Raw genomic sequence first — 17,029 nt, 5'->3', positions numbered from 1 at the left:
TGCTCCCTGTTGCAGTCCGGCGATGGCGCGGAGCTTTCTTGAGTTTAGCCGGCGGATTCCCGATCTCGGCGCTTGCAATACCAGCGCGGGCCGCTAAAAGCCCGGTTAAAGGGCGCAAGCGAGTCCGTCAGGCCTCATCATCCTCCACCAGGAACCGTGCATGAAACTCTTCGCGGGCAATTCCAACAGGGTGCTGGCCGAAGCAGTCGCCCGGTACCTCAATGTCCCGCTGGGCAAAGCCACGGTCAGGCGCTTCGCCGACCAGGAAATCTTCGTCGAAATCCAGGAAAACGTGCGCGGCGAAGATGTCTTCATCCTGCAGTCGACCTCGTTTCCGACCAACGATCATTTGATGGAACTGCTCATCATGATCGATGCCTTCATGCGCTCCTCGGCCAAGCGCATCACGGCGGTCATCCCTTATTTCGGCTACGCCAGGCAGGACCGCCGCGCCTCCGGCCGCACGCCGATCTCGGCCAAGCTGGTTGCCAACATGATCACCCGCGCCGGCGTCGACCGCGTTCTGACGCTCGACCTGCATGCCGGCCAGATCCAGGGCTTCTTCGACATCCCGACCGACAATCTGTTTTCCGTGCCGGTCATGGCCCGCGACGTGAAGGCCAAATACAAGCAACTCGGCAACGTCGTGGTGGTTTCGCCCGACATTGGCGGCGTGGTCCGCGCCCGTGCGCTGGCCAAGCGCTTCGATGCGCAACTGGCCATCGTCGACAAGCGCCGCGAACGGCCGGGCGAATCGGAAGTCATGAACATCATCGGCGCGGTCGCCGGCAAGGATTGCCTGCTGATCGACGACATCGTCGATTCCGGCGGCACGCTGTGCAATGCCGCCGATGCACTGCTGGCCAACGGCGCCACCAGCGTCACCGCCTACATCACCCACGGCGTGCTGTCGGGCGGTGCCGTTGCCCGCATCAGCGGCTCGAAGCTGCAGGAACTGGTGATCACCGATTCCATCCAGCCGACCCAGGGCGTGCTCGACGCGCCCAACATCCGCGTCATCTCGATCGCCGACCTGATGGGCGAAGCCATCTCGCGCACGGCGACTGAGGAATCGGTGTCCAGCCTGTTCGACTAAACCCGCCTGCCCTTAAGGCGCGGAGCTTTCCAACCGAACCGGGCCGATCAGGCGACGAGCGACCTCGACGTTCTCGCGTGCGCCGCGCATATAGCCGCGCGGCGAGGTCCCCAGCATGCGCTTGAACATGGTGATGAAGGCCGGCACGCTGTCATAGCCGAGATCAAGCGCCACCCTGGTGATCGGCTCGCCGTCCGCCAGCCTGGGCAGCGCCGCGAACAGGCAGGCCTGCTGGCGCCATGTCGACAGCGACAGGCCGGTCTGGCGCTGGAAGGCGCGCGTGAAGGAACGGCGGCTCATGCCGGCTGCATCGGCCCACTCGTCGATGGTCGCATGCGGCGACGGTGCTGCGACGAAGCGTCGGCACAGCGCCGACAATCTTGGATCGGACGGAAATGGCAGCCCGAGAGGCCGTTCCGGCAAGGTCGGGATTTCGTGCAGCAGAAGGTTCATGATCAGCCCACCGCGTCCTTCCAGAACGCCGCCTTGCGGGAGCTTCTCCGATTCCACGATCAGGCTGTGCATCAGGTCGGTGACGCCGACGACGCGCAAGCCTTCGGGCAGCCCGGGGATCGCCTGTGGCATGACATAAACCGAACGCATCGAGACGTCGCCCAGCATCTCGACGGAATGCTCGGTGCCGGCTGGAATCCACATCGCGTGGTCGGGCGGCACCATCCAGCGCCCGTAGCGTGTCGTCACCAGCACCACACCGACAAGCGCATGCAAGAGCTGGCTGCGGCTGTGGCGGTGCTGTGGCACGCGGTAGCCGTCAGGATATTCGGTCGGCAATGCCACCGCCGGCCCGGCCACTTGCTCAAGCCACTGCCAGCGGCTCTCGTGCAACTGGCCGAGATTGGCATTGCCAGCGTGAAAGACTTCTTTGCCGTGCGGCATCTAGTTATGGCCCACTTGCGAAACTATTGGACCAAACCACGAAAGAAGTCGTCTCGCAAGCGGCTTATAAGGCACCGTCCCTAGGGTGGCCGCAAGGAGCGTCCGCCAGTTGCCTGCGGGCGTGCCCGCCAAAAAGACCACGGAGCCTACCTTGACCGATACGACAGCAGCCAGCGTCGCCCCACCGGCGAGCGCCAGTCACGCCTCAGCCCAGGCGACGGCCTTCACCGTCATCCTGGCGGTGAGCTTCTGCCACTGCATCAACGACATCATGCAGTCGCTGCTATCGGCCATTTACCCGCTCCTGAAAGAGAATTATGGCCTCGATTTCTGGCAGATCGGCTTGTTGACCTTCACTTTCCAGGTGACCGCATCCTTGCTGCAGCCGCTGATCGGCATGATCACCGACAAGCGGCCGATGCCCTATTCGCTGCCCTACGGCATGGCGTCGTCGCTGATCGGCTTGATCGTGCTCGCCTATGCCGGGCATTATTCGCTGCTGCTGATCGGTGCCTCGCTGATCGGCATCGGCTCGGCGATCTTCCACCCGGAATCCTCGCGCATCGCCCGCTTCGCTTCCGGCGGCCGCTTCGGCCTGGCGCAGTCGCTGTTCCAGGTGGGCGGCAATTTCGGCCAGTCCATGGGGCCGCTGCTGGCGGCCTTCATCGTCGTGCCGTTCGGCCAGACCAGCATTTCCTGGTTCGCCGTCGGCTCGCTGATCGGCATCATCGTTTTGTGGCAGGTCGGCGGCTGGTACAGCCGGCTGCGTGCCGCGCAGGGCACCCGCAAGGCGGCGAGCTTCGTTTCGCCCTTCCCGCGCCGCAAGGTGATGAATGCATTGATCGTGCTGACACTGCTGGTTCTGAGCAAGAATGCCTACATCGCCAGCCTCGCCAGCTACTACACCTTCTATTCCATGCACAAGTTCGGCGTTTCTGTGCAGATGAGCCAGGTCATGCTGTTCCTGTTCCTCGGCGCCTCGGCGCTGGGCATCCTGCTCGGCGGCCCGTTCGGCGACCGCTATGGGCAAAAGGCGATGATCTGGTTCTCCATCGTCGGCGTGCTGCCCTTCACGCTCGCCCTGCCCTACGCCAATCTGGAATGGACGATGGTGCTGACGGTGCTGATCGGCCTGATCCTCTCCTCGGCGTTCTCCAACATTGTCGTCTTTGCGCAGGAGCTCGTGCCGGGTCGCGTCGGCATGATCGCCGGCATCTTCTTCGGCTTCGCCTTCGGCATGGGCGGCATCGCGGCGGCCGTGCTCGGCGTCGTCGCCGACATGAAGGGCATCGATTTCGTCTTCCAGATCTGCTCCTATTTGCCGTTCCTTGGATTGCTGACCGTGTTCCTGCCCAACATGAAGGAAGCGCGCAAGGCGCAGGCGGCCGCCTAGATCAGGCCTGAAACCCACGCAAGGAAAAGCACCCGCCGGACGGCGGGTGCTTTTTTCGTTCCAACGGCCTATGCTTTGAAGAAGGCCAGCAGGTCGGCGTTGACGATGTCTGCATGGGTCGTGGCCATGCCGTGCGGGAAGCCCTTGTAGACCTTGAGCTCGCCCTCCTTGAGCAGCTTGATCGTCAGCAGCGCCGAGTCCGCGATGGGAACGATCTGGTCGTCGTCGCCGTGCATGACCAGCACAGGCACGTCGATCGCCTTCAGATCCTCGGTGAAGTCGGTTTCCGAAAAGGCCTTGATGCAATCATAATGCGCCTTGGTGCCGCCCATCATGCCCTGGCGCCACCAATTGTCGATGACGCCCTGCGATACCTCTGCGCCCGGGCGGTTGAAGCCGTAGAACGGACCTGATGGAACGTCGCGGAAGAACTGGGCGCGATTGGCTGCCTGCGCGGAGCGGAAGCCGTCGAACACTTCGATCGGCAGGCCGCCGGGATTGGCGGCAGTCTTGAGCATGATTGGCGGCACCGCGCCGATCAGCACCGCCTTGGCGACACGGCCGCCGGCGCCATACTTGGCGACATAACGCGCCACTTCGCCGCCGCCGGTCGAATGGCCGACATGGATGGCGTTCTTGAGGTCCAGATGGGCTGCGAGTTCCGCGACGTCGGCGGCATAGGTGTCCATCTCGTTGCCGATATCCGTCTGGGTCGAGCGGCCATGGCCTCGGCGATCATGGGCAATGACACGGTAGCCCTGTGACACGAAGAACAGCATCTGGGCGTCCCAATCGTCGCTGCTCAACGGCCAGCCGTGATGAAAGACGACAGGCTGCCCGGTCCCCCAGTCCTTGTAGTAAATCTGCGTTCCGTCCCTGGTGGTGATCGTACCGCTGCCGGAGCCGGGCTTGGTTTGCGAGGTCATCTCAATCTCCTTCTGGTTATTTTCGCGATAAACAATATCGCGATAACGACATAGCTAACGCGGCCTAAAACCCTTGTCCACACAAATATGTATCGCGATATCATTTTTCGTGGTATCGAAATGATGCCCACATTGGCAAAAGGAATGCGCCGTGCCTCTCCCGTTGGACAATCAGCTCTGTTTCACGCTCTATGCCACCAGCATGGCGATCAACCGCACCTACAAGCCGATGCTGGACGAGATGGGCATCACCTATCCGCAGTACCTGGTGTTGAACGCGCTTGGAGAGGCCGACGGCATGTCGGTCGGCACCATCGCCCATCGGCTCGCTTTGGAATCGAGCACCGTCACGCCGCTGGTGAAGCGAATGGAGCAGGCCGGGCTGGTGACCCGCCAGCGCAGCCAGACCGACGAACGCCAGGTGCAGGTCGATCTGACATCAGCCGGGCGCGCACTGCTTGTCCAATGCAACTGCCTGAACGAAGCCTTGGTCGAACGCTCGGGCATGACGCTGACTGAGCTCGATGCGCTGAACCGGCAGATCCAGGCGTTACGCGCCGCGTTGACCGGCGACCGCTAGCACGGCTTGACGACGGCTAGCCAAACGTCGGAAGAGGCCACCATCATGCGGACTTAAGCACGGCAAATGGCCGTTTGCGCATGGCTCGCTTTGCCTGGAAACTGACGGCGGGAGCGGGACGGCCGACATGGAAGCCCTGGATCTTGTCTATGCCGAATTCGCGCATAAGGGCCATCTGCTCGTCTGTCTCCACCCCTTCGACCAGGATTTTGTGGCCGCGATTTCGAACCAGGGTGATAATGTCCTGCAGCATCGCCTTGCCGCTCGGGGAGCTGCAGTCATGCAGAAACGAGCGATCGATCTTCACCGTATCGAAATCGATCAGGCGAAGCCACGAAAGACCCGCGAAGCCGGTCCCGAAATCATCAAGCCAGATCTTGATCCCGAGCAGCTTCAGGTCGCTGATGCAGCGCAGGATGTCGGAGTGCATCTCCATCTCCAGCCCTTCGGTGATCTCGAAGGCCAGCCTGTTGCCTGCGACACCCGTCTCGCCCAGAATTGTCGCGACCGACGTCGCGAAGCCCGGTGTCTTGAGCTGGATCGGGGAGACGTTGACACTGACGACACGGACGTGGTCGTCCGCCAGCAGTTCGGCGCACACTGTCCTTATCGCCCAGCGCCCGAGTTCCAGGATCGCGCCGGTCCGTTCGGCGACCGGAATGAACAGGCTCGGCGGAACCGATGTGCCGTCGAGCATCTTGAGGCGCATCAGAGCCTCCACCGCTTCAACCCGGTCCGATTTGACATCCTGGATAGGCTGGTAAACGAGTGAAACGAGATTCTGGCCGATCGCGATCTTCAGCAAAGCCGCAATATTCTCGCTCTCGTCACTGCTTTGCGGGTCGGTTGGATCGAACAGCCGGGCACAATTTCGGCCGCCGGCTTTTGCCAGATAGAGAGCGCGATCGGCCTCGTGAATGATTTTCTCCAGCTTGGCCCCGGTCTGCGTCCGGGTGAATGCGGCGCCAACGCTTACCGTTACGATCGAGACGCCGTCGCGCCGCAGTTCGTGCGTCAGAGCCAGGTTCTCCACCGTGCTGCAAATGGCTTCCGCAATGTCCAGGATCTGCTCCTTTTTCTCCATGCGAGCCAGGACGATGAACTCTTCGCCGCCGTAGCGGCCGATGGAGCCATTATACTGTTTGATCATATCGCTAAGGGCATTGGCGACATGGATCAGGCAGCGGTCGCCTTCCTGATGGCCGTAGCAGTCATTGAACTTCTTGAAGAAGTCCACGTCGATGAGGATCGCCCCAAAGCTGGTGCCGACCTTTTGCCAATCGTTCCAGTAGTCTCGCAGCTTCTCGTCGATCGCGCGCCGGTTCTCCAGACCCGTGAGCGGATCGGTCCGCGACAACCTCAGCAGGGCCTTGCCGCGTTCGGTCGCCTCATTGTGCTGGATCTTGGCTTCCAGGGCGTTCAGGAAGACGTTGTAGCGTTCCTCGTTCAGTTTCCAGTTCACATATGAGGTGAACGTGAAACAAGAAACATAGAAAGCCCCAAATACCATTTTGTATATGAGGGTTGATGGAACAAAGTAATTTACGATATAAAGTATACATAAGATTATTGTCGAGGTTACGATAGAAAGCTTGAAATTGAATGTAAAGAAAAGATTGGCGCTCATCATGAATATGGTCCCAAAGACCATATAGTAAGAGACGCTTTCCTTGTCCGCGCCCATAATCGCCGGACACAGCCAACCAACATAGCCAAAGATGATGGCCCCGGCGCAGGTCACGTCGAGCCATTCCGTCCCGACGCCGTGGCGAAGCTGCGCTTCCAGGATCAAAAGCGCGCTCAAGCCGACCGCGAAGCGCGCCGTGATCGTATAGGCGGCCACATCCGGGATCAGCAGCAGATCCGTTGCCGAAAACAAGAGATAGATCGCAACTGCGATCCAAAGCCCTGGCCTGGCTTCCCCTCTTCGCGTCGCCCGGGCTTCGGTGCGGTAGAGGGCGCGAAGTTCGTCGGCCCCCAGTTCGTAGCGCGGCTCGTACGGCTCCGCATCAACCGTATCGGCCAATGCGGATGACACGTGTTCGTTCATCACAATCGACCCCTTTTGAAAGGGATTTTGTTTTCCGAACTCATTTCCAGCTTCTGCCCCCACGCGGGCCGGCTCCTTGGGACGCGACGGCGATTGCGAACGCCGGGCAAACAAATGCAATCGCGCAAGACAAGTTTCCGTTAACTCGAACCCGGAATCCGGCTCGGAAGCTGATTAACCAACGAACATGGTTGGCGGGAAATTAATCATAAACCTAAAATGCCGTCGGCCCGACATTGGCAAAGGGAGCATTCTACGCAATAAGTTAACCGACTGTTAACTATGGAGTGATGGCGTGCAGACCGTTCTTGATGGCAAAAGCTTGATTACTGCCGAGATGCTCGCCGGCACGCTGCCTCGGGGAAAGATCGAGCATCATGGCGAAGCGTTCGAAACCGCGCGCGCGGAGCTTGCCCTCATTCTCCACGCGACACAGCAGCAGGTCGAACAGGACAAGAACCCGGCCGAGATCGTCGGCCGCTTGCTGTCCTTCCTCAATGGCCTGCATTCCAAGGTTCATCCCGACGTCTGGCATGCGTTGATACCGGTCGCGCAGAACCATCCGATCCTGAAGTATTTTCTCGAGGATCCACTGACGCACTGGTCCTTCACCAAACCCAGGGGCTATTCCGGCGACGCGCAGTTGCTCGACTACATCTATTGTGATCCGCACGTGGCAGAGAGCGTGGCGAACGCCTCGGAGGTCGGCAAAGCACTCTACAGCCATACCCAGAACGTACCGTCATGCGTCGCGGCCCGGGAACGACGCGACCTCCTGACCCGATATGTCGACGAGATCGCGGCCAAGAACGGACCGGAAACCGAGGTTCTGGCGATCGCGGCCGGCCATTTGCGGGAAGCCAATCGTTCGGTCGCCCTGACGGAGGGCCGTCTCAAGCGCTGGGTTGCGCTCGACCAGGATCCCCAGAGCGTTGGGCTGATCTCGCGCGACTTCCAGGGCACCGCCGTCGAAGCCATCGACGGCTCGGTGCGAACCGTGCTCACGCGGGGCCACAAGCTCGGCAAATTCGACTTCATCTACGCCTCCGGCCTTTACGACTACCTCGCCCACAACGTCGCGGTGAAACTCACGAAGACCTGCCTGCAGATGTTGAAGCCGAACGGAACATTCCTGTTCGCCAACTACGCCGAGGGCACCCCCGACGCGGGGTATCGGGAGACGTTCATGGACTGGGTGTTGCTGCTGCGATCGGAGGTCGATATGTGGAACATCGTCAATGCCAGCGTCGACCGCAACACCGTCGAGGCGCAGGTATTCTTCGGCGAGAACCGCAACGTGCTCTATGCCGTCATCGAAAAGCGCGGATAGCGGCCGTCTGGGCTGCACCAGGCCGGTCGTGCCTTTGGCTTGCACCTCCGGCCGCCTTCCGCTATAGAGCCGCCACCCGCGTAGACACCCTTGGAGGCAACGCGGCGGAAGGCCGCCTTCCCGCATGATCCCGAAAAGTGGATTCCGGTTTTCGGACCAGATCATGCATGGGTATGTCGGCTTTCGACGTTTACGGTCCAGGCACTCTGCCCACCGTGAGCGCTCCAGAACAAACCGAAAGGAAATGCCATGAGCCACGACACTTACGAGCTCAAGGCCGAAGCACGCGAACAGGTCGGTAAGGGGTCCGCCCGTGCAGTTCGCCGCAACGGTAAAGTGCCTGCAGTAATTTATGGTGACAAGCAGCCTCCCCTGGCTATCGCGCTCACCTACAAGGACATCTACTACAAGATCCATGGCGGCGGGTTCCTGACCACGATCGCCACGATCGATGTCGACGGCAAGAAGATCCAGGTCCTGCCGAAGGACTTCCAGCTCGACCCGGTCAAGGATTTCCCTGTCCATGTCGACTTCCTGCGCATCGGCAAGGACACCGAAGTCAATGTCGACGTGCCTGTCCACTTCATCAACGAGGACAAGTCGCCCGGCATCAAGCGCGGCGGCGTGCTCAACATCGTGCGTCACGAAGTCGAGTTCCACTGCCCGGCCAATGCGATCCCGGAATTCATCACCGTCGATCTCACCGGCGCCAACATTGGCGATTCGATCCACATCTCGGCGGTCAAGCTGCCCGCTGGGGTCAAGCCTGTGATCTCCGACCGCGACTTCACCATCGCGACCATTGCCGGTTCGTCGGCGATGAAGCCGGAGACGGAAGAGACGGCTGAAGCGGCTGCACCTGAAGCGGCTCCTGCCGCCGAAGAGAAGTAACTCTTTCACGCCCGGAGCAGGCGATGCTGCTGTTTGCAGGTCTCGGCAATCCGGGCGCGAAATACGCCGGCAATCGGCACAATGTCGGTTTCATGGCGGCGGACGCAATCGCCCGCCGCCATTCCTTTTCGCCCTGGTCGAAGAAATTTCAGGGCCTGATCGCCGAGGGCTCGCTCGGCGGCGAAAAAGTCGTCCTGATCAAGCCGCAGACCTTCATGAACCTGTCCGGCCAGACGGTCGGCGAAGCGCTGCGCTTCTACAAGCTCGAGCTTTCCGCGCTCACCGTCTTCTATGACGAGATCGATCTTGCCGAAGGCAAGCTGCGCATAAAGACCGGCGGCGGCGCCGGCGGCCATAACGGCATCCGTTCGATCGATGGCCATGTCGGCAACGCCTATCGCCGCGTACGCATCGGCGTCGGCCATCCAGGCGTCAAGGAAATGGTCCAGCACCATGTGCTCGGCGATTTCGACAAGGCGGACCGCGAATGGCTTGACCCGCTGCTCGACGCGATCGCCGACAACGCCGCCATGATCGCCAAAGGCGACGAATCCGGCTTCATGAACAAAGCCAGTCTCGCCGTCCAGGGCAAGGCCGGGCCGGAGCCCGAAAAATCGGCACCTAAGCAGCCGGCGCAGAAGCAGCAAAGTCACGTCCGCCAGGCACGGCCCCAACAGCCCCTGGCCAAGCTGCCGGAAAGCGGTCCAATGGCCGCCATGCTGAAGAAGCTGTTCGGCGGCAAGGACTGAGCATCAAGGGGACCGAAGGGCTTGACGTTGATCACCCCTATCGCCCATAGCCCTGATCAAATTTCTATTTCCCGATAGGACCGGACAAAATGGGTTTCAAATGCGGCATCGTTGGCTTGCCCAACGTCGGCAAGTCGACGCTTTTCAACGCGTTGACCAGAACAGCTGCGGCGCAGGCCGCCAACTATCCGTTCTGCACCATCGAACCGAATACCGGCGAGGTCGCGGTGCCCGATCCGCGCCTGCAGAAGATCGCGGCGATTGGCAAGTCAAAGGAGATCATCCCGACCCGCATCTCCTTCGTCGACATTGCCGGTCTGGTGCGCGGCGCCTCGAAGGGCGAAGGGCTGGGCAACCAGTTCCTCGCCAACATCCGCGAGGTCGACGCCATCGTGCATGTGCTGCGCTGCTTCGAGGATGACGACATTACCCATGTCGAGGGCCGCATCGACCCGGTGGCCGATGCCGAGACGGTCGAAACCGAGCTGATGCTCGCCGACCTCGACAGCCTCGAGCGCCGCATCGTGCAATTCCGCAAGCGCGCCGGCAGCAAGGACAAGGAAGCGACGTCAGTGCTGCCGATGATGGAGGCAGCGCTCGAACTGCTGCAGGCCGGCAAGCCGACCCGCATCCTGCTCAAGGATATTTCGGCCGAAGATTTGCGCATCCTGCAGGGCCTGAACCTTCTGACCTCGCATCCCGTGCTCTATGTCTGCAACGTCGCCGAGGCCGACGCAGCCACCGGCAACGAGCACACCAGGGCCGTGGAAAAGATGGCGACCGCCCAGGGCGCCGGCACCGTGGTGATCTCGGCCGCCATCGAAGCCGAGGTCGCACAGCTCTCCGATGAGGAAGAGATGGAATTCCTGTCCTCGCTCGGCCTCGACGAGCCCGGCCTCAACAAGATCATCCGCGCCGGCTACGATCTGTTGCATCTCATCACCTACTTCACCGTCGGGCCGAAGGAGACGCGCGCCTGGACCATCCATAAGGGCGACAAGGCCCCCCAGGCCGCCGGCGTCATCCACACCGATTTCGAGCGCGGCTTCATCCGCGCCCAGACCATCGCCTACAATGACTTCGTCACACTGGGCGGCGAAGTGGCGGCCAAGGAAGCCGGCAAGGCCCGCGACGAAGGCAAGGAATATGTCGTCCAGGACGGCGACATCCTGCTGTTCAAGTTCAACACCTGAGGCTGGTCTATCGAGCATCCAGACATCCGACGGGGTAACCGACGAAACTTTTCAGGCGTGATTTTCCGACTCGGCCGGCGGCCATCCGCCGGGCCGCCCGGGACAGCCACTTGTCTTGATTTTGTCACGTCACAGGTCTAAGCGGCAGACGCACGGTCGGCGCTGGCGCCGGGAACCGTGCAATCCAACACGACGCGTCAATCCGAACACACCCTTTGGCCCCAGCAAGGGATATCAGGCGATGATCAAGGCCTTCGTCGTGGACAATGATCGCCTGCGCCTCGTCGACGATCTCCTGGCAAACAGCGAGACCATCGTCTGGGCGGACCTGTTCAACCCGACAAAGGAAGAGGAAGCGACGATCGAGAGCTGGCTCGGCGTGGCCATTCCGACGCGCGAGGAGATGGAGGAGATCGAGATTTCGAGCCGCCTCTATGTCGAGGACGGCGCCTACTTCATGACCGCAACCCTGCCCGCCCAGACCGAGGTCGACGATCCCTTGATGTCGCCGGTCACCTTCGTGCTCGCCGGCACAAGGTTGATCACTGTGCGCTACCACGAGCCGAAGGCCTTCAAGACCTTTCCGCAGCGCGCCGAGAAGGTGGCGACCGGCTGCACCAGCGGCGACACCATCCTGATCGGCTTGCTGGAGGCGATCGTCGACCGTCTCGCCGACATTCTGGAGCGTGCCGGCCGTGACATCGAGGCGATCTCGCGCGATATCTTCGAGGCGCGATCGACCAAGGTTTCCAAGCGCAATCGCGACTTCCAGGAATTGTTGAAAGCCATCGGCCGCAAGGAGGACATCGCGTCTTCGATCCGCGACAGCCTGATCTCGCTGCAGCGCCTGGCGGGCTTTTTCGCCCATGCCTCGACCCGCACCAAGATGAGCAAGGACACCAAGGCGCGCATCAAGACGCTGTCCCGCGACGTGCTGTCACTCGCCGACCACGCCACCTTCCTATCGCAGAAGATCTCTTTCCTGCTCGACGCGACGCTCGGCATGATCTCGATCGAGCAGAACGCCATCATCAAGATATTTTCGGTCGCCGCCGTCATCTTCCTGCCGCCGACTTTGGTCGCCTCGATCTACGGCATGAATTTCGACGTCATCCCCGAGTTGAAATGGGAACTTGGCTATCCCTTCGCCATCGCCATGATGGTGCTGTCGGCGATCCTGCCCTTCTGGTATTTCCGCCGCCGCGGCTGGCTCTGAGTGGGCCTGTCGATCGGCTGCCACAGGCTGGCGCAGTAGAAATCGCTTGACCAAATGAACGCCGGCCTGCATCCGGAAACCCCGATCCTGGGGATCGTGGGTCGACAAGCCGGATTCCAGACCATGACCGCAGAGATAAAAACATGGGCCTATGAGGACTTCATCGAGGGTGCATCGATCGACCTCGGCTCGAAGCTCGTGAGTGCCGCCGAGATCGTCGAATTCGCCGGAGAATTCGACCCGCAGCCGATGCATCTCGACGAGGAAGCCGGCAAGGCCAGCATCCTCGGTGGGCTGGCGGCGTCGGGCTGGCACACCTGCGCCATGTTCATGCGCATGCTGTGCGATGCCTTCCTGTTGGACTCGACCTGCCAGGGCGCGCCCGGCGTCGATCAGGTCAAATGGAAGAAGCCGGTCCTGGCCGGCGATCAACTGACCGGCACCCTGGTGGTCGTTGCCAAGCGCCTGTCCAAATCGAAGCCACAACTCGGCTTCGTTACAATGCGCAGCGAACTGTTCAACCAGCGCGGCGAAAGCGTCTTCGAGCTCGAGAACTCCGCCATGTTCCTCACGCGCGATGCCGCGGGGAGCCAAGCATGACACTGGACGAGTTCTTTCGTATCGGCACCACGGTGACGCTCGGCTCGCACACATTCGAGCCCGAGGCGATCAAGGCCTTCGCCCGCAAATACGACCCGCAGATCTTCCATACCGACGAGGAGGCCGCGAAGAAAAGCGTGCTCGGCGGGCTCTGCGCATCCGGCTGGCACACCGCCGCCACCTGGATGAAACTCAATCTCGAAAACCGCATGGACGCCGAGATCGCTGCGTGGAGCGGCCCCGGTCCGGTGCCGGAATTCGGCCCCTCGCCTGGCTTCAAGAACCTGAAATGGCTGAAGCCGGTCTATGCCGGGCAAACCATCACCTTTACGCGCACCGCGCTGTCGCACCGCCCGATTGCCTCACGCCCCGGCTGGCGGCTGCTGGCGCTGCGTTCGGAAGCTTTCGATTCGACCGGCGCCAAGGTGCTCGAGTTCGAAAGCGCCGTGCTGGTGAAGGCCGAGTAGAGGCGGCGCTTCTTCCTTCTCCCATGTGGGAGAAGGGAAGAACACTCAATGCCCCTCGAACCCGATCAGCGTCCGCACCGGCACGCCAAGCGCCTCCAGCTTGGCACGGCCGCCGAGGTCCGGCAGGTCGATGACGAAACAGGCGGCGAGGATGTCGGCACCTATCTGGCGCAGCAGCTTGACCGCCGCTTCAGCCGTGCCGCCGGTGGCGATCAGATCGTCGACCAGGATCACTTTCTCGCCCGGAGCAACACCGTCCTTGTGCATCTCCATTTCGTCCAGCCCGTATTCCAGGCTGTAGGCGACGCGCACCGTCTCGTAGGGCAGCTTGCCCTTCTTGCGGATCGGCACGAAACCGGCCGAGAGCTGATGGGCGACGGCGCCGCCAAGGATAAAGCCGCGCGCCTCAATGCCGGCGATCTTGTCGATCTTCTGGCCGGCATAAGGATGCACCAGTTCGTCGATGGCGCGGCGGAAGGCGCGCGCATTGCCGAGCAGCGTGGTGATGTCGCGAAACAGGATGCCGGGCTTGGGATAGTCCGGAATGGTGCGGATCGCGGCAAGCAGCGTGTCTTCGAGCGAGGATTTCATGGGTCGAGATTACCTGAAACGGAGATTGTTGCGCGACAATTGTTCGATCGAGCTGCAGCCCATCAGCTTCATGCCGCGTTCGATCTCGACCCGCATCTGTTCGAGCGCCCGTTCCACGCCGGGCTGGCCGGCCGCCGCGAGCGGAAACAGATAGTAGCGTCCGACGCCGACGGCCTTGGCGCCGAGCGACAGCGCTTTCAGCACGTGTGTGCCGCGCTGCACGCCGCCATCCATGATGACGTCGATCCTGTCGCCAACGGCATCGACGATCTCGGCAAGCTGGTCGAACGCCGCCCGTGAGCCATCCAACTGCCGCCCGCCATGGTTCGACAGCACGATGCCGCTGCAGCCGATGTCGACAGCGCGTTTGGCATCCTCCACCGACATGACGCCCTTGAGGCAGAACGGACCCGACCAGAGCTTGACCATCTCGGCGACGTCGTCCCATGTCATCGACGGATCGAGCATCTCGGTGAAGTAACGGCTGATCGACATCGTGCCGCCGCCCATGTCGACATGCTCGTCGAGCTGCGGCAGCTTGAAGCCCTCATGGGTGAAATAGTTGATCGCCCAGGCCGGCTTGAGCGCGAACTGCGCCATTCCGGTAAGGTTGAGCTTGAAGGGAATGGCAAAGCCGGTTCGTTTGTCGCGCTCGCGGTTTCCCCCGGTGATGCTGTCGACGGTCAGCATCATCACCTCGACCCCGACCGCCTTTGCCCGCTGCATCATCGCCCGGTTAAGACCGCGATCCCGGTGGAAATAGAACTGGTAGACTTGCGGGCCGCTGCTGATGCTGCGCGCCTCCTCGAGGCTGACAGTGCCCAGCGACGACACGCCGAACATCGTGCCGTATTTGGCGGCGGCCTTGGCGACCGCGCGCTCGCCCTGGTGATGGAACAGGCGCTGCAAGGCGGTCGGCGAGCAATAGAACGGCATCGCCAGCTTCTGGCCCATGACCGTCACCGACATGTCGACCTCGCTCACCCCGCGCAGCACGTTGGGAACGAGGTCGCAGGTCTCGAAGCTTTCGGTGTTGCGGCGATAGGTGACCTCGTCGTCCGCCGCGCCGTCGATGTAGTTGAAGATCGGTCCCGGCAGCCGCTGCTGCGCCATGCGGCGGAAATCGGAAAAGTTGTGACAGTCGCTGAGCCGCATCATCGAATTCCAAAGGCCATGGCGGGACAAGTTTCTCGCCACCGTTCGATGCATCGAATATCAACCTGTTGTCGGCGTGCCAACGGACTATTTTTCGAACCGCCCTTCGGACATGGCCATGAGCAAAAAAGGGACGCCGAAGCGCCCCTTTCTGGTCTGATCCGATTGACGAAGATTACATGCCGAGATCCGAACGAAGCTCGGCCCTGGCCACTTCATATTCGGCCTTAAAGTCGTCCCGGTTGAGCAGGACCGCGGCGATGACGCTGCCGGAAATCCTGCCCATCTCGACGTCGGACGCATAGTGGATGCCGCCGACCTCGCGGTTGTGGGCGTATTCGGCCGCACGCGCCATGATCTCGGCGCGCTTTTCCGGAACCATATCGGACAGGATGATGCCCATCATGGTGCCGACGGTGGCGTGGCCGGACGGCCAGGAACCCGAACTCGACAGCTTGACCGCCGGCTTGACGAGGTCGCTGAGCTGGTGCGGACGCGGGCGCTTCCAGATATCCTTGGCCGGATCGACGACGGCGCCTTCGGTGGCCACGACGCGGTCGAAGAAGGCGCTGAATTTGGGCAGCGTTTCCTTGTTGAATTTCGGCCCCATGACGTTGGCGAAGCGCCAGACATTCTCGTCGGCATCGGCGACGGCGCTGGCTACCATCTCGGGCGTGCGTGTCACCTGCAGCATCAGCACCTCGCCGAGTTCGGCCTTGGTCTGCGCCGAATCGTTTGCCGGCGGCGGCGGCAGGATCATCGTCAGGTCGACATCCTTGTTGGTGACGAAAGGCTGGGCGTCTTCCGCTTGCGCGGCCGAGCCGACGATGAGCAGCAACAGGCCTGCCGCGAGCGATGCGTATCTTTTCATGGGTGCGATCCTTTGATGAGAGCAGCACAGGATCGCCGGATGCGGTGACGGCCATGTGACATGGCCGGCTTCTGGAAATGCAAAAGGGCGCCTCTCGGCGCCCTTCGTGATCACTTGATCGTGTGGCTTAATGCGCCACGCCTTCCCACACCTTGCGCTTGGTGAGATAGACCAGCGCGCCGAACAAAAGCAGGAACACCAGAACGCGAAAACCGGTCTTCTTGCGGTCTTCCATATGCGGCTCGGCCGCCCAGGCCAGAAAGGCGGAGACGTCGCGGGAATACTGGTCGATGGTCTGCGGCGCACCGTCATCATAGGTCACCTGGCCGTCGGAGAGCGGCTTGGGCATCTTCAGCGACACGCCGGACATGAAGTACGGATTGTAGTGGGTGCCTTCCGGGATCACCATGCCGGCAGGCGGCGTCTGGTCGTAGCCGGTCAGCAGCGAGTGGATATAGTCGGGGCCGCCCGCGTCGTACTGGGTGAAGATATCGAAGACGAACTGCGGAAAACCGCGTTCGACACCGCGAGCCTTGGCCAGCAGGGACATGTCTGGCGGAGCAGCACCGCCATTGGAGGCAGCGGCGGCTTCCTCATTGGCGAAGGGCGGCGGGAAGTGGTCGGACGGCTTGCCGGGACGGTCGAACATGTCGCCGGCATCGTTGGGACCGTCGTGGATGGTGTACTCGGCCGACAGCGTCTTGATCTGCGCATCGGAATAGCCGAGGTCCGACAGCGTGCGGAACGCCACCAGGTTCATCGAATGGCAGGCCGAGCAGACTTCCTTGTAGACCTTGAGGCCGCGCTGCAGCTGCGCCTTGTCATAGGTGCCGAATGGGCCGGTGAAACTCCAGTCCATTTCCTTCGGCTCGTCGATCGGGAAATGCGTCGGATTGGCCACATTGTGTGCCTCTTCGGCGGCGATCGCCCGAGTGCCCGCGGCCCCAGCGGCGACGGCCACAAGGCCGATCAGCGCCAGCGAGGTGAGAATCTTTTTCATGCCAAATCCCCTTAGATTCTCTAC

General features: G+C 61.7%; 17 protein-coding genes. 10 read left to right on the top strand and 7 right to left on the bottom strand.

All coding sequences use genetic code 11. The features are described 5' to 3' along the window. The first annotated feature begins 160 nt into the window (after nt 1-160). Nucleotides 161-1,096 carry a ribose-phosphate pyrophosphokinase gene (locus MESCI_RS10870; RefSeq protein WP_013530002.1) on the top strand — a complete coding sequence of 312 codons (936 nt, stop codon included), beginning with the start codon at nt 161-163 and terminating at the stop codon, nt 1,094-1,096. A gap of 12 nt (nt 1,097-1,108) precedes the next feature. Here the strand turns inward: MESCI_RS10870 and MESCI_RS10865 are convergent, their stop codons facing one another. Continuing rightward, nucleotides 1,109-1,993 (bottom strand): AraC family transcriptional regulator, encoded by an 885-nt coding sequence (locus MESCI_RS10865; RefSeq protein ID WP_013530001.1) that lies wholly within the window; start codon nt 1,991-1,993, stop codon nt 1,109-1,111. A 151-nt stretch (nt 1,994-2,144) separates the two neighbouring features. Here MESCI_RS10865 and MESCI_RS10860 point away from each other — a divergent pair, with 151 nt between their 5' ends. Then, nucleotides 2,145-3,386, top strand: coding sequence for an MFS transporter (locus MESCI_RS10860; protein WP_063170320.1), 1,242 nt, complete (start codon nt 2,145-2,147; stop codon nt 3,384-3,386). A gap of 68 nt (nt 3,387-3,454) precedes the next feature. On the opposite strand, the gene MESCI_RS10855 is transcribed toward MESCI_RS10860, so the two are convergent. Beyond that, nucleotides 3,455-4,312 (bottom strand): alpha/beta fold hydrolase, encoded by an 858-nt coding sequence (locus MESCI_RS10855; RefSeq protein ID WP_013529999.1) that lies wholly within the window; start codon nt 4,310-4,312, stop codon nt 3,455-3,457. A gap of 151 nt (nt 4,313-4,463) precedes the next feature. Between MESCI_RS10855 and MESCI_RS10850 the strand changes: the two genes are divergently transcribed. Then, nucleotides 4,464-4,892 (top strand): MarR family winged helix-turn-helix transcriptional regulator, encoded by a 429-nt coding sequence (locus MESCI_RS10850; RefSeq protein ID WP_013529998.1) that lies wholly within the window; start codon nt 4,464-4,466, stop codon nt 4,890-4,892. A 43-nt stretch (nt 4,893-4,935) separates the two neighbouring features. Here MESCI_RS10850 and MESCI_RS10845 read toward each other — a convergent pair whose 3' ends face one another. Beyond that, nucleotides 4,936-6,942, bottom strand: a complete 2,007-nt coding sequence (locus tag MESCI_RS10845; protein ID WP_013529997.1) for a putative bifunctional diguanylate cyclase/phosphodiesterase — start codon at nt 6,940-6,942, stop codon at nt 4,936-4,938. Between the two features lie 295 nt (nt 6,943-7,237). Between MESCI_RS10845 and MESCI_RS10840 the strand changes: the two genes are divergently transcribed. The 7 genes from MESCI_RS10840 to MESCI_RS10810 all read left to right on the top strand — a co-directional run bounded on the left by MESCI_RS10840 (nt 7,238) and on the right by MESCI_RS10810 (nt 13,388). Next, nucleotides 7,238-8,272, top strand: coding sequence for a methyltransferase (locus tag MESCI_RS10840; RefSeq protein ID WP_013529996.1), 1,035 nt, complete (start codon nt 7,238-7,240; stop codon nt 8,270-8,272). Between the two features lie 249 nt (nt 8,273-8,521). After that, nucleotides 8,522-9,163: a 50S ribosomal protein L25/general stress protein Ctc gene (locus MESCI_RS10835; protein ID WP_013529995.1), complete on the top strand. Its 642-nt coding sequence runs from the start codon at nt 8,522-8,524 to the stop codon at nt 9,161-9,163. 23 nt (nt 9,164-9,186) lie between these two features. Then, nucleotides 9,187-9,912 carry an aminoacyl-tRNA hydrolase gene (pth, locus tag MESCI_RS10830; RefSeq protein ID WP_013529994.1) on the top strand — a complete coding sequence of 242 codons (726 nt, stop codon included), beginning with the start codon at nt 9,187-9,189 and terminating at the stop codon, nt 9,910-9,912. Nucleotides 9,913-10,001: 89 nt separating this feature from the next. Beyond that, nucleotides 10,002-11,105 carry a redox-regulated ATPase YchF gene (gene ychF, locus MESCI_RS10825; RefSeq protein WP_013529993.1) on the top strand — a complete coding sequence of 368 codons (1,104 nt, stop codon included), beginning with the start codon at nt 10,002-10,004 and terminating at the stop codon, nt 11,103-11,105. 241 nt (nt 11,106-11,346) lie between these two features. Continuing rightward, nucleotides 11,347-12,321: a magnesium/cobalt transporter CorA gene (gene corA, locus MESCI_RS10820; RefSeq protein WP_013529992.1), complete on the top strand. Its 975-nt coding sequence runs from the start codon at nt 11,347-11,349 to the stop codon at nt 12,319-12,321. Nucleotides 12,322-12,444: 123 nt separating this feature from the next. Continuing rightward, nucleotides 12,445-12,921: a MaoC family dehydratase gene (locus tag MESCI_RS10815; RefSeq protein WP_013529991.1), complete on the top strand. Its 477-nt coding sequence runs from the start codon at nt 12,445-12,447 to the stop codon at nt 12,919-12,921. Then, entirely contained in the window at nt 12,918-13,388 is a 471-nt protein-coding gene (locus tag MESCI_RS10810; protein ID WP_013529990.1) for a MaoC family dehydratase, read from the top strand. Before MESCI_RS10815 ends, MESCI_RS10810 begins: the two co-directional genes overlap by 4 nt. A gap of 45 nt (nt 13,389-13,433) precedes the next feature. On the opposite strand, the gene MESCI_RS10805 is transcribed toward MESCI_RS10810, so the two are convergent. The 4 genes from MESCI_RS10805 to MESCI_RS10790 all read right to left on the bottom strand — a co-directional run bounded on the left by MESCI_RS10805 (nt 13,434) and on the right by MESCI_RS10790 (nt 17,005). After that, the gene (locus MESCI_RS10805; RefSeq protein ID WP_013529989.1) at nt 13,434-13,979 is read right to left on the bottom strand and encodes an adenine phosphoribosyltransferase; all 546 of its coding nucleotides are present in this window, start codon (nt 13,977-13,979) and stop codon (nt 13,434-13,436) included. 9 nt (nt 13,980-13,988) lie between these two features. Next, complete coding sequence (locus MESCI_RS10800; RefSeq protein ID WP_024504555.1) at nt 13,989-15,134, bottom strand: alpha-hydroxy acid oxidase; 1,146 nt, start codon at nt 15,132-15,134, stop codon at nt 13,989-13,991. A gap of 175 nt (nt 15,135-15,309) precedes the next feature. After that, the gene (locus MESCI_RS10795; protein WP_013529987.1) at nt 15,310-16,005 is read right to left on the bottom strand and encodes an acid phosphatase; all 696 of its coding nucleotides are present in this window, start codon (nt 16,003-16,005) and stop codon (nt 15,310-15,312) included. Between the two features lie 127 nt (nt 16,006-16,132). Then, a complete protein-coding gene (locus MESCI_RS10790; protein WP_013529986.1) occupies nt 16,133-17,005 on the bottom strand; it encodes a cytochrome c1 in 873 nt (290 codons plus the stop codon). Nucleotides 17,006-17,029: the final 24 nt, after the last annotated feature.

The organism is Mesorhizobium ciceri biovar biserrulae WSM1271 (assembly GCF_000185905.1).
In the GTDB taxonomy this organism is placed as follows: Bacteria; Pseudomonadota; Alphaproteobacteria; order Rhizobiales; family Rhizobiaceae; genus Mesorhizobium; species Mesorhizobium ciceri.
Note: the sequence above shows the minus strand (reverse complement) of the source record. Positions and strands in the feature narration are given on the sequence as shown.

Bases quoted from the DNA above. Each gene is read 5' to 3' on its own strand.
- MESCI_RS10870 (WP_013530002.1), top strand. From the start codon at position 161: ATGAAACTCTTCGCGGGCAATTCCAACAGGGTGCTGGCCGAAGCAGTC.
- MESCI_RS10865 (WP_013530001.1), bottom strand. From the start codon at position 1,993: ATGCCGCACGGCAAAGAAGTCTTTCACGCTGGCAATGCCAATCTCGGC.
- MESCI_RS10855 (WP_013529999.1), bottom strand. From the start codon at position 4,312: ATGACCTCGCAAACCAAGCCCGGCTCCGGCAGCGGTACGATCACCACC.
- MESCI_RS10845 (WP_013529997.1), bottom strand. From the start codon at position 6,942: ATGAACGAACACGTGTCATCCGCATTGGCCGATACGGTTGATGCGGAG.
- MESCI_RS10835 (WP_013529995.1), top strand. From the start codon at position 8,522: ATGAGCCACGACACTTACGAGCTCAAGGCCGAAGCACGCGAACAGGTC.
- pth (WP_013529994.1), top strand. From the start codon at position 9,187: ATGCTGCTGTTTGCAGGTCTCGGCAATCCGGGCGCGAAATACGCCGGC.
- ychF (WP_013529993.1), top strand. From the start codon at position 10,002: ATGGGTTTCAAATGCGGCATCGTTGGCTTGCCCAACGTCGGCAAGTCG.
- corA (WP_013529992.1), top strand. From the start codon at position 11,347: ATGATCAAGGCCTTCGTCGTGGACAATGATCGCCTGCGCCTCGTCGAC.
- MESCI_RS10815 (WP_013529991.1), top strand. From the start codon at position 12,445: ATGACCGCAGAGATAAAAACATGGGCCTATGAGGACTTCATCGAGGGT.
- MESCI_RS10810 (WP_013529990.1), top strand. From the start codon at position 12,918: ATGACACTGGACGAGTTCTTTCGTATCGGCACCACGGTGACGCTCGGC.
- MESCI_RS10805 (WP_013529989.1), bottom strand. From the start codon at position 13,979: ATGAAATCCTCGCTCGAAGACACGCTGCTTGCCGCGATCCGCACCATT.
- MESCI_RS10800 (WP_024504555.1), bottom strand. From the start codon at position 15,134: ATGCGGCTCAGCGACTGTCACAACTTTTCCGATTTCCGCCGCATGGCG.
- MESCI_RS10795 (WP_013529987.1), bottom strand. From the start codon at position 16,005: ATGAAAAGATACGCATCGCTCGCGGCAGGCCTGTTGCTGCTCATCGTC.
- MESCI_RS10790 (WP_013529986.1), bottom strand. From the start codon at position 17,005: ATGAAAAAGATTCTCACCTCGCTGGCGCTGATCGGCCTTGTGGCCGTC.